We start from the raw sequence: 15,767 nt of genomic DNA on the forward strand, positions 1-15,767 counted from the left end.
GCTTTCGCTTGCCGGGTTGGATTCAACTTACTGGGAACACGCCGCTTACCCAGCGTTGGTCATCGTGTTGCATGAATGCCTACCCCACTCTCTGTTCTGGACGCCCATGCCGTTACGTCTTCTGTTGATTCTTGGTGCGCTGAGCGCCTTTGGCCCATTGGCCATCGACTTCTATCTGCCGGCTTTCCCGACCATGGCGCAGGCCTTCGCCACCGATGTGGAGCATGTGCAGCTGTCGCTGGCCGCCTATTTCATCGGCTTGGCCATCGGTCAGCTGATGTATGGGCCGTTGGCCGACCGTTTCGGTCGACGCGGACCACTGCTGTTCGGTGTGTTGTTGTTCACCCTGGCCTCGCTGGCGTGTGCGCTGGCACCAAGTCTGGAATGGTTGATCGCCGCGCGCTTCGTTCAGGCCCTCGGTGGTTGTGCCGGCATGGTAGTGACCCGGGCGGTGGTGCGTGACTTGTGCGACCCGATTGCCTCGGCCAAGGTGTTCTCGCAATTGATGCTGGTAATGGGGCTGGCGCCGATTCTCGCGCCGCTGGGTGGCGGCCTGCTATTGAGCGGCTTCGGCTGGCCGTCGATTTTTGTCTGCCTGACCCTGTTCAGTGCGCTGTGTCTGTTGGCCGTGGCGCTGTGGCTACCGGAAACCCTGGCGGCCGACGGACCCAAGGCGCCCTTGCGCGGCGCCTTGGGCGAATATCTGCGGTTGTTCGGCGACCTGCCGTTCCTCGGCCACGCCTTGACCGGTGGTTTGGCGGTTGCCGGCATGTTCGCCTACATCGCCGGTTCACCGTTCGTCTTCATTGAACTGTATGGGGTGCCGGCCCAGCACTACGGTTGGTTGTTCGGCAGCAATGCGCTGGGCTTCATCCTGATGGCGCAGGTGAATGCCTGGCTGGTGGCGCGTCACGGGCCGGGTTATTGGTTGCGGCGCATGGTCTGGTTCTACCTGGCCTGTGGTGCGGCGCTGCTGGCGCTTGCCGCCGCGCAGCTGCCGGACCTGTGGCCGCTGTTGCTGCCCTTGTTCGGTTGCATCGCCAGCCTCGGCGTGTTGTTGCCGAACGCCACGGCCTGCGCCATGGCTGGGCAGGGCCGGCATGCTGGCAGCGCCTCGGCCTTGCTCGGCAGCCTGCAGTTCAGCATTGCCGCCAGTGCGGCCGCGCTGGTTGGCGTGCTGCACGATGGCAGTGCGCAGCCGATGGCCTTGGTGATCTTTGGCTGTGGCGTGCTGGCCGTGACGTTCTCGCGCCTCACCCGTTGGGCGGAACACCGCGTCGGTCATCCAGAGCTTTAGTTATTGACTCAACTGGCGATGCGCGGCCCTTGGTTCGGCCATGAATGGGGCGCCTGCAAGCGTGCTTCGAGAGTGGCTACGAACTGGCGGGCCTGGCTTTCACTGCGAAAGGTCACGCTGTGTTTCGCCAGGCGAACCTGCCAGCAGGGACTCTCGGCCTGGTTCAACGGGTGAATGGAAATATTCATGCATGGCACCTCCAGGATAGAGGTGTCTAGTCTAGGCAGACGGATATGAACCCATAGTGATATCGATCAACTGAACGACTGGCGGTCATTTACAGCATCCGCGAGGTGGCGTCGCTCTTATGCTGCTGCACGGCCAATCCGGCCAGGCGGGTGAATTCGGTGACTAAGGCAATATCGCTGGGGCTTGGCCGAGCGGGCTTGCGATAGTAGATGCCGAAGGTGCCCAGCACCTGGCCCTGTTCATCCTTGAATGGCAACGACCAGCAGGCATGCAGCCCTGCAGCCTGAGTTTCAGCCTGAAAGTTGCGCCAATATGGATGGCTGGCAAGGTCTTCGGCGATGGCCAGCTCACCGCTACTCGCAGCATGTCCGCATGAACCGACCTCGGGGGCCGCGTCAATTCCCTCGATGGCCTGTTGATAACTGGCGGGCAGGTCGGGGGCGGCGGCGATGTGCAGGCGTCGCTGCGCATCCAGCAGCATGATCGACACCAACATGTGTGGGTTCAGGCTCTGCAGGCTTCGGCTGATGCCGTCTAGGGTCTGCGCCAGCGGATGCCGAGCGAGCAGCTCGTCGAGCACTGCATTACGGGCCTGCTGCAGTTGTTGTGTCTGATAGCGTTCATGAATGTCGCACAGGCTGCCGCGTAAGCCATAGCCAGGCGGGTTGCTGCTCAGCTGCAGTTCGACCCAGCGTAGCTGGCCACTGCGCGTCAGCAGGCGGTATTCGCCCCGCAGCTGGGATTGCCTGCCGGCGATGATGGCACTGATCTGCTGAGCCAGGCGGACGGCGTCATCGGCATCGAAAAACTGCGTTAGCGGCCGGTCGATACTGCTATAGCAGGCATATCCGCTGATTTGCTCCCAGGCCGGATTGAGAAAGTTCAAGCAACCACGGGCATCCGTCAGGACGATCACGTCGCTTAGCTGTTCGACCAGCTCGCGGTAGCGCGCTTCGCTGGCGTATAGCTCACCATCGCTCTGTTTCTGCTCGCTGAGGTCGATGTCTATGCAGTACAGCTCGAGCTGATTGCGGCTATTGCGCAGCATCACATGACTGGAGTAGACCCAGACTTTGCTGCCGTCCTTGCGCTGCAATTGCACTTCCGACGCAGCAATCGGCGGGCCTCCCAGCAGCCAGTGATTGATCGTGCTGGCGACCTGGTTGCGCATCTGCGCCGGGATGACCAGCTCCTCCAGGCGTTTGCCCATGGCCTCCTGCAGGCTGTAGCCATACAGCTGAGTGCTGGCCTGGTTCCAGAAAATCACCCGGCGCTCGCGGTCATAGCCTTGCATGGCGATGCGCGGGGTTTGTTCGAACAGTCGCCGAAAGCGCTGTTCGCTCTCGCGCAGGGCGATTTCATCGCGTTTCTGGTTGCTGATGTCCTGCACCGTACCGAGTGTCTTGCTGCTGCTGTCCACCTCGCCGCGCAGCATCAGCCAGGTGGCCTGTTGTCGGTGTGGCTGATGCAGGCGCGCGCTGATCGCCAGGGGTGTGTGCTGCTGCAATAACGCCTGGATCGCGCGCTGTACGGATGGCCTGTCGGCTGGGTGCAGCCAGTTCAGCAGCTGCTCCATGCTGCTGAACGCATGACCTTCGTCCCGCCCGAACAGGTGCAGGGCTTCCTGGCTCCAGTGGAAGCGCCCGGCATACTCCCAGCTGCCCAAGGCCGCATTGCGCTGGATCTGTTGCAGCAGCCGGGCGTTATGCGTCAGCACCTCGACCAGCCGGCGCTGGGTCTGGTTGTCGCGATGACTGATGTAGAAAATCAGCACGCTGCTGAGCAGCACGAAGAGCATGCCCTTGGCGATTTGCAGGCTGGCGGCCAGGGCAGTGTCGGACACTAGAAGGGTCAGCAGGTAGTCGCTGGACAGAATCCAGGCGGTGCTGAAGAGGATATAAAAACTGGCTAGGCGCAACGGGCCTGCTAAATCGGATCGCATCCGTACCACCGATGGGTCGCAGATTAGCGGGAGACGACTGGAAGTTCTTCAGTGTCGTGGATAGTGACTCGGAGTTGAGTGCAGTCTAACAGCCATAAAGCCATTACTGGGCACGGGCTGCGTAGATTGCCGGCGAGCGGAGCCTGAGCATGCGTCTCAGGCATCCGCAGTTCAAGGCATCGGTCTAGTTACCCTGGTTGTAACCTCCCAGCTGCAGGTAGTTGAGCTTGTGCAGCCTGCCGTGGCTGTCCAGGTAGGTGATGGTCGCCGGCACGACGCCGACCTTGTCCGAGGTATCGGTGATGTGGATGACTTTATCGATATCCAGAGCCATCCCGTAGTGGTAATCGACCGCCTGTACCTGACTGGCGTCCTGAACAGTTGGGCTTTGCGCGAGTGCCGCAGCGGTATAGCCGAAGGTCGCGATCAGCGCGAGGGGGATTAAGCGTTTCATGAGAGTCACCTCGTAACGATGAGCTACAACTCAATAGATGCATGAGCCGCTGGACCGTTACGAGGCCAGGGTGCCGCTGGTCGGCGTGGCTCCTGGCGAGGTGCCACACCGCCGGCTCAGAAGCCCTCGAGGACGATCTTGCCGCGGGAGCGGCCGCTTTCCAGCAGTGCGTGGGCACGGCGTAAGTTGGTCGCATTGATGGTGCCGAAGTGCTCACCCAACGTGGTTTTCAGAACGCCATCGTCGATCAGTTGGCTAACCCGATCGAGCAGGTGATGCTGCTCGATCATGTCGGCGGTTTCGAACAGCGAGCGGGTGAACATCAGTTCCCAGTGCAGTGACAGACTCTTGCCCTTGAGCTTCATCACGTCCAGCGGCTGCGCCGGGTCGTCGATCAGTGCCAGGCGCCCTTGTGGGGCCAGCGCTTCGACCAATTGCTCGAAGTGCTGGTCGGTCTGGGTCAGGCTGGCGACATGGGTCACCTGATCGATACCGATGCGCTTGAGTTCTTCGCTCAGCGGCTTGCTGTGGTCGATCACGTGGTGGGCACCGAGATCGCGGACCCAGGCCTGGGTCTCGGGGCGCGAGGCTGTGCCAATCACGGTCAGACCGGTGAGTTGACGGGCCAGCTGAGTGAGGATCGAGCCGACCCCGCCGGCGGCGCCGACGATCAGCAGGCTCTGGCCCTGATCGGTGTGGCCCTCGGCGATCTGCAGACGCTCGAACAGCAACTCCCAGGCGGTAATCGCAGTCAACGGCAGCGCCGCCGCCTGGGCGAACGACAGGCTGCTGGGCATGCGCCCGACGATGCGTTCGTCTACCACATGCAGTTCGCTGTTGGCGCCGGCACGGTTGATCGCGCCGGCATAAAACACCTGGTCACCCGGCTGAAACAGGCTGACCTCACTGCCTACGGCTTTGACCACGCCGGTGGCGTCCCAGCCGAGTACCTTGGGCTGCTGGTCTTCGGGTGCGACGTTGCTGCGGATTTTAGTGTCCACCGGGTTCACCGAGATGGCTTTGACTTCGACCAGCAGATCGCGCGGGCCAGGGCTAGGCTCCGGCAGTTGCAGATCCTGCAGCGATTCGGGGTGTTCGGCGGGCAGCGATTGCAGGTAGGCGATGGCTTTCATGAGGGGCTCCTTGAAGGGTTGGGCGGGTTCAGACAATGCGCCGCAGTTGGTTGAGTTCGACGCTGGCCAGCTGCGCGCCGAAGGTGGCGCTGAACGTCTGGTAGTGCGCAGTGCCCTCGTGTTGGGTAAGCGCTGCGGCGTCCTGCCACTGCTCGATCATCACCAGAACATTGGCAGCGCTGTGCTGTTGGTGCAGGTCGTACTGCAGGCAACCCGCTTCGGCGCGGCTGGCGTTGACCAGTTTCTCCAGGCCCTCGAGCAGCAGGGCATCGGGAGCTTGATGCAGGGTCAGGGTGGCGATCAGAGTGATGGGGGTGGGCATGGGCGGCTCTCCAGAGTAGAAGGCCATCCTCGTCTATTTCATAAACGGGAAAAAGTGTGTAGGAATAGAGTCTCTTTCAATATTTTTTTGATAATAGGACGCCATGCTGCGCTTCGATGACTTACAGCTGTTCGTGCGTACGGCGGAAACCGGCAGCTTGTCGGCCGCAGCTCGGCTTCTGGAGATTTCACCGGCGGTGGCCAGCGCCGCGCTGAAACGGCTGGAGGTGCAATTGGATGTACGCCTGTTCGCCCGTTCGACCCGCAGCCTGCGTCTGACCGCGCAAGGTGAGTTGTTTCTCGAATATGCGCGGCTGGCTTTGCAGAACCTGGAAGATGGGCGCCAGTTGTTGGCCGGTAGCAAGGCCGGCATCAGCGGCCTGCTGCAGCTGTCGGCACCTTCGGACTTCGGCCGCAACACTCTGTTGCCCTGGCTCGATGAGTTCCAGCAGGCGCACCCGCAGTTGCACTTGCGTCTGCTGCTGGGTGATCGGGTCAGCGACCTGTTTCGCGAGCCGGTGGATATCGCCCTGCGCTACGGCGCGCCCGAGGACTCCAGCCTGGTCGCGCTGCCGGTCGCCGCCAGCAACAGACGGGTACTCTGTGCCGCCCCCGAGTATCTGGCGCGGCACGGGCAGCCGCAATCGCTGAGCGATCTGGCGCGACATAACTGCCTGCTCTACATGCTCGGCGGCCGGGTGCATGAGCGCTGGAGGTTTTTCGACGGCAAGCGCGAGCTGAGCCAGAGTGTCAGCGGCGATCGTCTCAGCGACGACGCCGATGTGGTGCGGCGTTGGGCCGTGGCCGGCGTCGGGCTGGTGTACAAGTCCTGGCTGGATGTGGCCGGGGACGTGCGGGCGGGGCGGCTCAAGGTCTTACTGCCGGAGTGGCGGGGCGAGCCGACGCCGCTAAACCTGATCTGCGCCCATCGCGCGCAGCTGAGCACGCCGGTGAACCTGCTACGCGAGTTCGTCCAGGCCCGCTGCGCCGAGTTGTTGGCGCATGCGCCTTGGAATGCCTAATCTTGCGGGTAACCCAGCTGTGGCAATCGACCGCAGCCCGGTGCTCTTGTTACCGCGCAACTAGCTGCTAGAGTCGCCGACCATGAAACTGGCCCGTACCGACCGCTCGCTGATTGCCTGGATCCTGTACTTCAGCATCCTGTTCAGTGCGCTCGCCTGCAGTATTGGTCATGGTCAGATGGCCGGCTTGCAGCTCAGTGGTATCGATGGCGTGTATTGCTCGGCCGCGGGTGGCGATGGTCCTGCAGTTGACTTCGGCGGCGTCGGTACGCCCATGCCGAATCCGGCCAGCGGTTTCGGTTGCGCACTGGCCTCCAGTTTCGTCGGCCTGGCATTGGCCGCCTTCTTCGGCTTGCTGGGGCTGCTGCCGCACGGCACCAGGCTGCCCCCCAGCCCGCCAGCACGACTGGGCAGCGCCGTCCGGCACGCCTGGCCCTCGCTCAATCCCCGTGCTCCCCCTGTGATCTAGCGCCCTCCCAGGCTCGGCCCTGTGCTGTGCCTGCCCTGTTCTTCGATCCTGTCGCTAAGCGCGCCTTTCTGCGCGGTTCTTCGCGCGGGGATCGGAGTCTGCGAGCGTCATGCGACGCGCTACATCGGAGCATAAAAATGAAACAGTCCACTCCGTCGTTCTACAACCTGGCCTGGCGTTGGCACTTCTACGCCGGGCTATTGGTTATACCCTTCCTGATCCTGCTGTCGCTGACCGGGATCGTCTATCTGTTCAAACCGCAACTGGACCAGTTGATGTACGCCGACTTGCTGCAAGTCCCGGTGACCGGGCAGCGCTTGAGCGCCGATCAACAACTGGCGGTGGTCCAGCGGGCTTACCCGCAGGCGAACGTGCAGCAGTATCTACCGCCGGTGCAGGCGGACCGCAGCGCGCAGTTCGTCGTCGACAACGCCGGGCAAGGCATCAATCTGTTCGTCGATCCTTACCGGGGCATGCTGCTGGGCAGCCAAGATGCGCAGAACAACCTGCAGGCGATTGCCCGAGCGCTGCATGGCGAGTTGATGATCGGCACCCTCGGCGATCGGCTGATCGAGTTGGCCGCCGGCTGGGGCATAGTGCTGCTGGTGTCCGGGCTGTACCTGTGGTGGCCGCGCGGTAGTGGCGGCGCCGGGGTGCTGTGGCCGCGTCTGGGCAGTCACGGCCGCCTGTTCTGGCGTGACCTGCACGCGGTCACTGGCTTTTGGGGTTCGTTGTTGCTGCTGTTCATGCTGCTTACCGGGATGACCTGGACCGGTTACTGGGGCGCGCAATTCGCCGGCGCCTGGAATCACTTCCCGGCGGCCATGTGGGATGCGGTGCCCACGTCCGATCAGCAGGCGCGCAGCCTCAACACCAGTACTAAGCAGACCGTGGCCTGGGCTGTGGAGACGACACCGCTGCCGTTGTCCGATGCGCATGCCGCGCACACCGGCAGTGCCGCCAGCCAGGCAGGCAGTGCGGCGCCGCAGATCAGCCTGCAACAGGTGGTCGACACGGCCAGCGCGCGTGGCGTGCAGCCGGGTTACAGCATTACCCTGCCCAAGGGCGCGGAAGGGGTGTACAGCATCGCGCTGTTCGCCGACGACCCCCGCCACGACGCCACCCTGCACCTCGATCAATACAGCGGCGCGGTGCTCGCCGATGTGCGCTGGGCGGATTACGGCCTGGTGGCGAAAACCGTGGAAACCGGCGTGATGCTGCATGAGGGCAAACTGTTTGGTATGCCTAACCAGCTGTTGATGCTGGCGGTCTGCCTGCTGGTGCTGCTGAGTGCCGTCAGCGGCATGGTCATGTGGTGGCAGCGCCGCCCGCAGGGCCGCCTCGGCGTGCCGCCGTTGCGCCATGATCTGCCGCGCTGGAAGACCGCGATTGTCGTCATGCTGCTGCTCGGCGCCGCATTCCCTCTGGTCGGCGCGTCGTTGCTGCTGATCTGGGCGCTTGACTGGTTGCTGCTGTCGCGCCTCGGTTCTCTGCGGCGTCTGGTCAGCGGTTGATCGGCCCCTGATAGCGAGCCAGTTGCGGGCCAAACCAGACCTGCTCCGCAGCTGCGAATTCAGTCACATTAGCGTGCATATCCCGGACACAAGATCCGCAACTGGAGGTTCACCATGCTGTTGAAGAAAACCCTGCTGATGGTCGCGTTGCTCGCGCCCTGTCTGTCCGCCTCGGCCCATGAGTACCAGGCCGGCGAGCTGCAAATCGAACACCCCTGGTCGCGCGAGATGCCGCCGGTGGCGCCGACTGCGGCTGTCTATTTCGTGGTGCACAACAAGGGCAGTCAGGCTGATCGCTTGCTTGGCGCGCAGACCCCGGTAGCTGGCAGCGCCGAGTTTCACGAACACGTGCATGCCGATGGCCTGATGAAGATGCAGCAGGTGCAAGCGGTGGATATTCCGCCCGGTGGCGAGGTGCAGTTTGCGCCCATGGCTTACCACGTCATGCTGTTTAACCTGAAACGGCAAATGCAGGACGGCGAGCGTTTTCCCTTGACCCTGACCTTCGAGAAGGCCGGCACGCTTGAGTTGGAGGTGACGGTACAAAAGCAGCCGCCAGCCGAAGCAGCCGCCCACCATTGAGTGGTCACCTGAGGGTTAACCAGGAGTCCGCGCGGACTCCTGGTAATGCCGGTCGCCGTTTTGCTTGATCTACCTGCGTTGACGCGCGCGGCACGTAGCTGTAGTACCCGGCGGGCTTAGGGTTTGCCCCTCATCAAAGGGGTCACACGGCCCTCGGCCTTGAGGCTGTCGAATGCGGCGCGGGTGCGCGTCACTAGCTCATCGGCCGTGGCCAGGCTGTACGCCATGTACAGGCCAGTCGACAGTGCGTCCAGGGTGTAGACCTGCTCGAGGCTGGCGCAGTCGATGTGAGCGTCTACGCAGAACATGGCGACATCGCGCTCCGGCATGGGCACCAGTTGCACCTGCTGGTTCAGCAGTTTATTGAAGTTGTCGCGATTGTGCGCCGAGACCACCAGTTTGCTGAAGCCTTGAGTCCGCAGGTATTTCTGGCGCACGTCGTCGCGCAGCACGCCGACGCTGTATTGCTGGGCGTCCTGCAGGCTGTGCACCTGGATGTCCTCGCGTGCGCGCAGCTTGTAGAAGTGGTAGTCGATACGGGTGATTTCGCTCACCCATTTGAACCGTGGTTCGCGCGCCGTTGTGCGGGCAATCAGGTAGATCAGCACGTTAGGTTGCTGCAACGCCATGTCGTAGGCGCGCGCCCAGGGGTACAGGGCGAGGCGATAGTCGCTCAGCCCGGCGCGCTGCAGCGTGGCTTCGACGACTGCGCTGGCTGGCCCAGCCACCCGACCATTTTCCAGGTAGCTGTAGGCGGTGTCTTCGGTGACGACCTGGATGTCTTCTGCCTGGCTGCCGATGCAGACCAGTGCCAGCAGCATGGCGCTCCAGGTGGACTGAGCTGGTGTCATGGCGGACCTCGGTGATGTCATCATTCGGCTATTCGGTCGCGGCCCAGGCTTTTGGCGCGGTACAGCGCCTGGTCGGCGCATTGCAGCAGTAGATCGAAACGGTCCATGGTCTGCGGGTCGAACTGCGCAACGCCGATGCTCAGTGTCACGTGCGGCGCCACCGGTGAAGTGGCGTGTACCACGGCTTGAGCCGCGAGGCCCTGGCGCAGTCGTTCTGCAGCCTTGCGTGCCTGGTCGAGGTCGGCGCCGGGCAGCAGCACGGCAAATTCTTCCCCGCCGACCCGCGCCACCAGCTCGCCGGCGCGCGCGAAGACCTTCATCAAGGTATCGGCCACCACTTGCAGGCACCGGTCGCCCAGGGCGTGGCCGTAGGTGTCGTTGTAGAGTTTGAAGAAGTCCACATCACACATCAGCACCGACAGCGGTTGACCCAAGCGTGTCGCGCGGCGGAACTCGACGTCCTTCATCTCATCGAAGTGCCGCCGGTTGGCCAGCCCGGTTAGCGGGTCGCTGCGCGTGAGTTCCTCCAGGCGGCTGTTGGCCGCGCGCAGCTCGGCCGTTCGTTCTTCTACCAATTCGGCCAGGCGATCACGGTGTGCGGCCAGGTCGAGTTCGTCCCGTCGTTGCTGCTCGAGGAAGTCCGACAACTTGCCTTGCAGGTTGTTGACTCCGGCTTCCAGCAGACTCAGTTCGTCGCGGCGCGATGCCCGCCGATCAATGCGCAATAGCTGCTTGAGGTTGGCGGGCGACAGTTCACCCAGGTGCTGCGCGATGTGCCGAACATGCACCGTGACCGAGCGGTTGAACATCCACATGATCAGGCCCGCCAGCAGCAGCGACTGGATGACCTGGGTGATCACGATGCTGGCCACGTCGCTCAGCAGGCGCCGCCAGAGCACCCGCTCGTCGCCCTCGATGATCAGTTCGCCGACGGTCTCGCTTGCGCCGGGGTAGGGCTCGTAGGTGAGCATCCGTTGCAGCGATGGCACCAGTGGCGAGGGAGAACGCTCGGCACGTTGCCGGCCCAGTACTTCGGGTGCACGCCCGGTCCGGCGGATACTCAACTGCACGCGGCCTACCGGAGCGGCCTGGGCGACGCTGTCCAGTTGGGTCTGCAAGGTCTCGCGATCCATCTCCCAGATCGCCTTGGACAATGTGCGTTGGAACACCTGATCGATCAGCCCAAGCTCGGCGGTCATCGCGGTCAAGTTGCCGTTCCACGCCGAGCCGGTGCGCACGGTTACGGTGACCAGGGTGAACAGCGCGCAAAATGTCAGCGTCGCCAGCACCAGGCGGCGTCCAAGCGAGCTGGCGGGCAGCACCCGTGCCGGCATCTCGGCGACAAGCTCGCTGGCAGGCGGCGTGCGCACGCTACAGCCACCTCTTGGCGATGGCGTCATAGGTACCGTTGTCGCGGATGGCCTTCAGGCCCTTGCGGAAGCGTTCGACGGTGGCGTCCGGGGTCTGTCGGCTGAAGGCCATGTTCAGCCCATCGCCACTGCCCAGGTCGGGCAGGCTCAGCGTGGGTATCAGCACCTTGGCCGGCTCGTCACCGGCCTGACGCACCAGATAGCGAGCGTTCAGGTCGTTGGCGACCCACAGGTCGATGCGTCCCAGGGTGAGCTTTTCGTAGTTGTGTGCGTACTTGTTGCTCGACTGCAGGTTCTTGCCGACGGTGAAGCCCTGGGCCACCAGGTACTGTTCACCGGCGTCTTCCTGGACGGTGCCAATCTGGTACGGGCGCGCGTCGTCGAGTTGCTTGAGTTGGATGTTGCGTTGGGGTAACGAGTACAGGTACCAGTGCATCGGCGCGACGATGCCCACCCACTTGAACAGCTTCTCGCGCTGGGCGGTGCGAGCGATCGAGTAGATCAGCACGTTCTCGGCATTCAGGGCGATGTCGTAGGCGCGTGCCCAGGGCATTGACTGGATGCTTGCCTGTTCACCGATTTCCTCCAGCACCGCCTGCACGACTTCGGTGCTCATACCGGTGAGTCGCCCGTCCTGGGTCATGTTGTAGGGGGGCAACTCCTCTGTGACGATCTGGATCGCCTCGCCTGCCACGGCTTGCAACGACAGGCAGGCCAGTGCTGCCAGCAGTAAGTTGCGGGTGACTGGGCAGTTGAACAGGGGCTGTTTCATGCGATCGGCAACCTCGGCGACGGTAACGTACCAAGTATGGGTAAATATGGCTTTGCCACTATATTGCCATCCATTGGGCAGGGTATAGCTTCTTGTGTTTCGGCACTGCGTGGAAAAACTTCAGGACTCGGCTCGGCCAGCACAACAAGTTCCGAGATCGCATTTCGCCGGCTAAGGGGCGAGGTGGCAAAGGCCGGGCTGATAGAAGTGCGTCGTATCTATCCGCTGATTCTCATCTGTGCTTTGAACTAGAGTTATTAACTGATAATTCACCAATCATGAGGAGTCACCTATGCGCGCGATCGTTCTATCGTTCCTGGCTTTTCTAAGTCCGTTGGCGTTGGCCAAGACCGAATGCACTACGGCCGACCAAACCACCTGGCAAGATCAGGACGACTTCCAGCAGGAACTGGTGCTGCAGGGTTACGAGATCAAGAAGTTCAAGGTCACTGGCGGCAACTGCTACGAGATCTACGGTTACGACAAGGACAAGCGCAAGGTCGAAATCTACTTCGACCCGGTCAGCGGCAAGGTGGTCAAACATGAGTTCGAGGATGAAAAGGGTGGCTACTGAACCCTGTCCGCTATATCCCACCATCTAGAAACGGCAGCCAGACAGGTTTCCCTCCAGGCCGCCGGCTGTGCGTGGAGACACGCACAGCCGGCAATCCCTGTTTCAGGCCAAGCGTGCATCCAGACTGTTCTGCGCCAGGCGTTGTGCCTGCTCGCGGGTCATGCCCAGGCTGTCGTGCAGGGCGGCGAAGTTTTCGCTGACGTAACCGCCGAAGTAGGCAGGGTCGTCCGAGTTCACAGTGACCTTCACCCCGCGATCGAGCATCTCGAGGATGTTGTGCTGGCGCATGTCCTCGAACACCCGCAACTTGGTATTCGACAGCGGGCAGACGGTCAGCGGGATCTGCTCGTCGATGATCCGCTGCATCAGCCGCTCGTCCTCGATGGCGCGCACGCCGTGGTCGATGCGCTGGATCTTCAGCAGGTCCAGGGCCTCCCAGATGTACTCGGGTGGACCTTCCTCGCCAGCGTGGGCCACGCTCAGATAGCCCTCGCTGCGCGCCTTGTCGAACACCCGCTGGAACTTGCTGGGCGGGTGGCCCATCTCCGAGCTGTCGAGGCCGACGGCGATAAAGGCATCGCGAAACGGTCTGGCCTGTTCGAGGGTCTTGAACGCCTCGTCTTCGGGCAGGTGACGCAGGAAGCTGAGGATCAGTCCCGAGCTGATGCCCAGTTGTTGTTGGCCATCCTTGAGCGCCTGACGAATGCCACCGAGCACCACCTCGAAAGGAATGCCGCGGTCGGTGTGGGTCTGCGGGTCGAAGAAGGGCTCGGTGTGGATGACGTTCTGCGCCTTGCACTTTTGCAGGTAGGCCCAGGTCAGGTCATAGAAGTCCTGCTCGGTGCGCAGCACGTCGGCGCCCTGGTAATAGAGGTCGAGAAATTCCTGCAGGTTGTTGAAGGCGTAGGCGCCGCGCAGCGCTTCGACATCGTTCCAGGGCAGGGCAATCTTGTTGCGTGCGGCCAGGGCGAACAGCAGTTCGGGCTCCAGCGAACCCTCCAGGTGCAGGTGCAGTTCCGCCTTGGGCAGGGCGTTGAGCCAGTCGTACATGGTTGGTTCTCTCGATCAGCGTGGTCGCTTGGCAGTTTAACCCTTGCCATGGCAGGCGTGCGCAGCGCGTAGGAGCCAGCAAGGTGGCGATCGAGCAAAGCATCGCCAGCAAGCTGGCTCCTACAGGAGCTTCGTCAGCCGGCGATCAGCTGCCTGGCCGCCTGGCGGTGGTCGGCGATCAATTGCGCCACATCCAGGCCTTCGATCTGTCCGTCGATCACCCGCCAGGTACCGCCGATCATCATCCGGTCGGCGCGGTCGGCGCCGCACAGCAACAGGGCCGAGAGTGGATCGTGGCTACCGGAGAAGCGCAGCTCGTCGAGCTTGAACAGGGCCAGGTCGGCTTGCTTGCCGACGGCCAGTTCGCCGATGTCACTGCGTCCCAGCAGCTTGGCCGACCCCTGGCTGGCCCAACCCAGCACCAGCTCTGGGGTGATCTTCTCGGCGCCGTAGCGCAGGCGCTGCAGGTACAGGGCCTGGCGCGCTTCGAGAATCATGTTGGAGGCGTCGTTGGAGGCCGAACCATCGACGCCCAGGCCGATTGGCGCGCCGGCGGCTTCGAGCTCCAGGGTCGGGCAGATGCCCGAGGCCAGGCGCATGTTCGAGCTGGGGCAGTGACTGATGCCGGTGCCGGCGGCGCCGAGGCGGGCGATTTCGTCCGGATTGAAGTGGATGCCATGGGCCAGCCAGGTACGTGGGCCGAGCCAGCCGACGCTGTCCAGGTAATCCACGGTGCGCAGGCCGAAACGCTGCAGGCAGAAGTCTTCCTCGTCGAGGGTTTCCGCCAGGTGGGTGTGCAGGCGTACGTCCAGCTTGCCGGCCAGTTCGGCACTGGCGAGCATGATCTCCTGGGTCACCGAGAACGGCGAGCAGGGCGCCAGGGCGATCTGGATCTGCGCGCCGACGCCGCGCTCATGGTAGGCGCCGATCAAGCGTTGGCTGTCGGCCAGAATCACCTCGCCCTGCTGCACGGTCTGCTGCGGCGGCAGGCCGCCGTCGGCCTCGCCCAGACTCATGGAACCGCGCGTGAGCATGGCGCGCATGCCCAGCTCGCGCACCACCTCGACCTGTACGTCGATGGCGTTTTCCAGACCGCCGGGGAACAGGTAATGATGATCCGCCGCGGTGCTGCAGCCGGACAGCAGCAGCTCGGCCAGGGCCACCTTGGTCGCCAGGGCGAGTTTCTCTGGAGTCAGGCGTGCCCACACCGGGTATAGGGTCTTCAGCCAGGGGAACAGCGGCTGGTTGACCACCGGCGCCCAGGCGCGGGTGAGGGTCTGGTAGAAGTGATGATGGGTGTTGATCAGCCCCGGCAGCACCACGTGCTCGCGGGCATCGAAGGTCCGCTCACAGGGGCGGCTGGGCTGTTGCCCGGCGCTGAGCACTTCGGCGATGACGCCATCCTCGATCACCAGGCCGCCGGCGGCGTCCAGCTGGTTGGCGGTGAAGATGGCCAGGGGGTTCTTGATCCAGATACGGGTAGCTGCCATGAGCAGGCTCCTCTGAGGTTGATTTCAGGTTAGCCAGCTCAGTGTTGACCCTGTCTGCTGATCCAGGTGCGTCGAATGACGTGCGCAGACGATACCTGCCCTGCGAGTCAGGATCAACGGCCTTTTGTCGCCGCCTCGGTCGTCAGCGGTCGCTACACCCGGCGCAACACTATCCGTCCACGGCTGATGCCGGCCAGGAGTTGCTGCAAGTCGGCGACCCGCGCTTCGGGCAGGGCCAGCTGCAGTTCGGCACCTTCGGCATCGAAGGCTTCCTGCTCCAGCAAAGCGTCCAGTTCGCTCAGACGCGCCTTGAGCAGGGGCAGTTCGGCGAAGGCGCAGTGGCAGGCGCAGCGGCTGCGTTGTACCAGTTCCAGGCGTTCGGCGGCCTGCAGGCATTTGTTGGCGCTGCCGCCATAGGCGCGGGCCAGGCCGCCGGTACCGAGCTGGATGCCGCCGTACCAGCGGGTGACTACGACCACCAGCTGATCGCAGTCCTGGCCCTCGATGGCGGCGAGAATCGGCCGGCCGGCGGTGCCGCCCGGTTCGCCATCGTCACTGAAACGGTACTGCTGGCCGACCTTCCAGGCCCAACAGTTGTGCGAGGCGCTGTGGTCGCTGAGTCGTTCGACCGCCGCCTGCGCCTCGGCCGCGCTGGCGACCGCTACGGCCTGGGCAAGAAAGCGGCTCTTGCGAATTTCTTCGCGGTAGTCGCAGGGGGTGATGAGGGTAAAAGGCAT

At 63.2% G+C, this 15,767-nt stretch carries 17 protein-coding genes; 6 read left to right on the top strand and 11 right to left on the bottom strand.

What is annotated here, in order from left to right:
- Positions 1-106 precede the first annotated feature (106 nt).
- Positions 107-1,297 carry a multidrug effflux MFS transporter gene (locus TMS3_RS06685; RefSeq protein WP_025164484.1) on the top strand — a complete coding sequence of 397 codons (1,191 nt, stop codon included), beginning with the start codon at positions 107-109 and terminating at the stop codon, positions 1,295-1,297.
- An 8-nt stretch (positions 1,298-1,305) separates the two neighbouring features.
- On the opposite strand, the gene TMS3_RS06690 is transcribed toward TMS3_RS06685, so the two are convergent.
- The 5 genes from TMS3_RS06690 to TMS3_RS06710 form a co-directional block, all read right to left on the bottom strand.
- Entirely contained in the window at positions 1,306-1,485 is a 180-nt protein-coding gene (locus tag TMS3_RS06690; protein ID WP_025164485.1) for a hypothetical protein, read from the bottom strand.
- 89 nt (positions 1,486-1,574) lie between these two features.
- Positions 1,575-3,428, bottom strand: a complete 1,854-nt coding sequence (locus TMS3_RS06695) for a bifunctional diguanylate cyclase/phosphodiesterase (protein WP_083491709.1) — start codon at positions 3,426-3,428, stop codon at positions 1,575-1,577.
- 184 nt (positions 3,429-3,612) lie between these two features.
- Positions 3,613-3,882, bottom strand: coding sequence for a DUF2790 domain-containing protein (locus TMS3_RS06700; RefSeq protein ID WP_051394187.1), 270 nt, complete (start codon positions 3,880-3,882; stop codon positions 3,613-3,615).
- 116 nt (positions 3,883-3,998) lie between these two features.
- On the bottom strand, positions 3,999-5,015 hold the full coding sequence (locus tag TMS3_RS06705; protein WP_025164488.1) for a zinc-binding alcohol dehydrogenase family protein: 1,017 nt from the start codon (positions 5,013-5,015) through the stop codon (positions 3,999-4,001).
- Positions 5,016-5,043: 28 nt separating this feature from the next.
- Positions 5,044-5,337, bottom strand: a complete 294-nt coding sequence (locus TMS3_RS06710; RefSeq protein ID WP_025164489.1) for a putative quinol monooxygenase — start codon at positions 5,335-5,337, stop codon at positions 5,044-5,046.
- Between the two features lie 103 nt (positions 5,338-5,440).
- Here TMS3_RS06710 and TMS3_RS06715 point away from each other — a divergent pair, with 103 nt between their 5' ends.
- From TMS3_RS06715 to TMS3_RS06730, 4 genes are all read left to right on the top strand, one after another.
- Complete coding sequence (locus TMS3_RS06715) at positions 5,441-6,358, top strand: LysR family transcriptional regulator (RefSeq protein WP_025164490.1); 918 nt, start codon at positions 5,441-5,443, stop codon at positions 6,356-6,358.
- An 82-nt stretch (positions 6,359-6,440) separates the two neighbouring features.
- Positions 6,441-6,827 carry a DUF2946 domain-containing protein gene (locus tag TMS3_RS06720; RefSeq protein WP_025164491.1) on the top strand — a complete coding sequence of 129 codons (387 nt, stop codon included), beginning with the start codon at positions 6,441-6,443 and terminating at the stop codon, positions 6,825-6,827.
- Between the two features lie 137 nt (positions 6,828-6,964).
- Entirely contained in the window at positions 6,965-8,341 is a 1,377-nt protein-coding gene (locus TMS3_RS06725) for a PepSY-associated TM helix domain-containing protein (protein ID WP_025164492.1), read from the top strand.
- Between the two features lie 114 nt (positions 8,342-8,455).
- Entirely contained in the window at positions 8,456-8,923 is a 468-nt protein-coding gene (locus tag TMS3_RS06730) for a copper chaperone PCu(A)C (RefSeq protein WP_025164493.1), read from the top strand.
- A gap of 116 nt (positions 8,924-9,039) precedes the next feature.
- Here TMS3_RS06730 and TMS3_RS06735 read toward each other — a convergent pair whose 3' ends face one another.
- From TMS3_RS06735 to TMS3_RS06745, 3 genes are read right to left on the bottom strand one after another with little or no spacing between them, the layout of a single operon-like run.
- A complete protein-coding gene (locus TMS3_RS06735; RefSeq protein WP_025164494.1) occupies positions 9,040-9,774 on the bottom strand; it encodes a type 2 periplasmic-binding domain-containing protein in 735 nt (244 codons plus the stop codon).
- Between the two features lie 20 nt (positions 9,775-9,794).
- Positions 9,795-11,108 (bottom strand): diguanylate cyclase, encoded by a 1,314-nt coding sequence (locus TMS3_RS06740; protein ID WP_029866164.1) that lies wholly within the window; start codon positions 11,106-11,108, stop codon positions 9,795-9,797.
- Between the two features lie 37 nt (positions 11,109-11,145).
- Positions 11,146-11,916 (bottom strand): substrate-binding periplasmic protein, encoded by a 771-nt coding sequence (locus TMS3_RS06745; protein ID WP_025164496.1) that lies wholly within the window; start codon positions 11,914-11,916, stop codon positions 11,146-11,148.
- A 292-nt stretch (positions 11,917-12,208) separates the two neighbouring features.
- Between TMS3_RS06745 and TMS3_RS06750 the strand changes: the two genes are divergently transcribed.
- Complete coding sequence (locus TMS3_RS06750) at positions 12,209-12,490, top strand: PepSY domain-containing protein (RefSeq protein ID WP_025164497.1); 282 nt, start codon at positions 12,209-12,211, stop codon at positions 12,488-12,490.
- Positions 12,491-12,592: 102 nt separating this feature from the next.
- On the opposite strand, the gene TMS3_RS06755 is transcribed toward TMS3_RS06750, so the two are convergent.
- The 3 genes from TMS3_RS06755 to TMS3_RS06765 form a co-directional block, all read right to left on the bottom strand.
- Positions 12,593-13,540 carry an adenosine deaminase gene (locus tag TMS3_RS06755; protein ID WP_025164498.1) on the bottom strand — a complete coding sequence of 316 codons (948 nt, stop codon included), beginning with the start codon at positions 13,538-13,540 and terminating at the stop codon, positions 12,593-12,595.
- A 134-nt stretch (positions 13,541-13,674) separates the two neighbouring features.
- Positions 13,675-15,030: an 8-oxoguanine deaminase gene (locus tag TMS3_RS06760; RefSeq protein ID WP_025164499.1), complete on the bottom strand. Its 1,356-nt coding sequence runs from the start codon at positions 15,028-15,030 to the stop codon at positions 13,675-13,677.
- Between the two features lie 152 nt (positions 15,031-15,182).
- Entirely contained in the window at positions 15,183-15,767 is a 585-nt protein-coding gene (locus TMS3_RS06765) for an IMPACT family protein (RefSeq protein WP_025164500.1), read from the bottom strand.

Source organism: Pseudomonas taeanensis MS-3 (assembly GCF_000498575.2).
GTDB lineage: Bacteria > Pseudomonadota > Gammaproteobacteria > Pseudomonadales > Pseudomonadaceae > Aquipseudomonas > Aquipseudomonas taeanensis.

What these genes read in the sequence shown, in the direction of transcription:
- TMS3_RS06720 (WP_025164491.1), top strand. Translation starts at nt 6,441, where the DNA reads ATGAAACTGGCCCGTACCGACCGCTCGCTGATTGCCTGGATCCTGTAC.
- TMS3_RS06690 (WP_025164485.1), bottom strand. Translation starts at nt 1,485, where the DNA reads ATGAATATTTCCATTCACCCGTTGAACCAGGCCGAGAGTCCCTGCTGG.
- TMS3_RS06710 (WP_025164489.1), bottom strand. Translation starts at nt 5,337, where the DNA reads ATGCCCACCCCCATCACTCTGATCGCCACCCTGACCCTGCATCAAGCT.
- TMS3_RS06760 (WP_025164499.1), bottom strand. Translation starts at nt 15,030, where the DNA reads ATGGCAGCTACCCGTATCTGGATCAAGAACCCCCTGGCCATCTTCACC.
- TMS3_RS06685 (WP_025164484.1), top strand. Translation starts at nt 107, where the DNA reads ATGCCGTTACGTCTTCTGTTGATTCTTGGTGCGCTGAGCGCCTTTGGC.
- TMS3_RS06740 (WP_029866164.1), bottom strand. Translation starts at nt 11,108, where the DNA reads ATGCCGGCACGGGTGCTGCCCGCCAGCTCGCTTGGACGCCGCCTGGTG.
- TMS3_RS06700 (WP_051394187.1), bottom strand. Translation starts at nt 3,882, where the DNA reads ATGAAACGCTTAATCCCCCTCGCGCTGATCGCGACCTTCGGCTATACC.
- TMS3_RS06695 (WP_083491709.1), bottom strand. Translation starts at nt 3,428, where the DNA reads ATGCGATCCGATTTAGCAGGCCCGTTGCGCCTAGCCAGTTTTTATATC.
- TMS3_RS06705 (WP_025164488.1), bottom strand. Translation starts at nt 5,015, where the DNA reads ATGAAAGCCATCGCCTACCTGCAATCGCTGCCCGCCGAACACCCCGAA.
- TMS3_RS06755 (WP_025164498.1), bottom strand. Translation starts at nt 13,540, where the DNA reads ATGTACGACTGGCTCAACGCCCTGCCCAAGGCGGAACTGCACCTGCAC.
- TMS3_RS06715 (WP_025164490.1), top strand. Translation starts at nt 5,441, where the DNA reads ATGCTGCGCTTCGATGACTTACAGCTGTTCGTGCGTACGGCGGAAACC.
- TMS3_RS06735 (WP_025164494.1), bottom strand. Translation starts at nt 9,774, where the DNA reads ATGACACCAGCTCAGTCCACCTGGAGCGCCATGCTGCTGGCACTGGTC.
- TMS3_RS06730 (WP_025164493.1), top strand. Translation starts at nt 8,456, where the DNA reads ATGCTGTTGAAGAAAACCCTGCTGATGGTCGCGTTGCTCGCGCCCTGT.
- TMS3_RS06725 (WP_025164492.1), top strand. Translation starts at nt 6,965, where the DNA reads ATGAAACAGTCCACTCCGTCGTTCTACAACCTGGCCTGGCGTTGGCAC.
- TMS3_RS06750 (WP_025164497.1), top strand. Translation starts at nt 12,209, where the DNA reads ATGCGCGCGATCGTTCTATCGTTCCTGGCTTTTCTAAGTCCGTTGGCG.
- TMS3_RS06765 (WP_025164500.1), bottom strand. Translation starts at nt 15,767, where the DNA reads ATGCCTTTTACCCTCATCACCCCCTGCGACTACCGCGAAGAAATTCGC.
- TMS3_RS06745 (WP_025164496.1), bottom strand. Translation starts at nt 11,916, where the DNA reads ATGAAACAGCCCCTGTTCAACTGCCCAGTCACCCGCAACTTACTGCTG.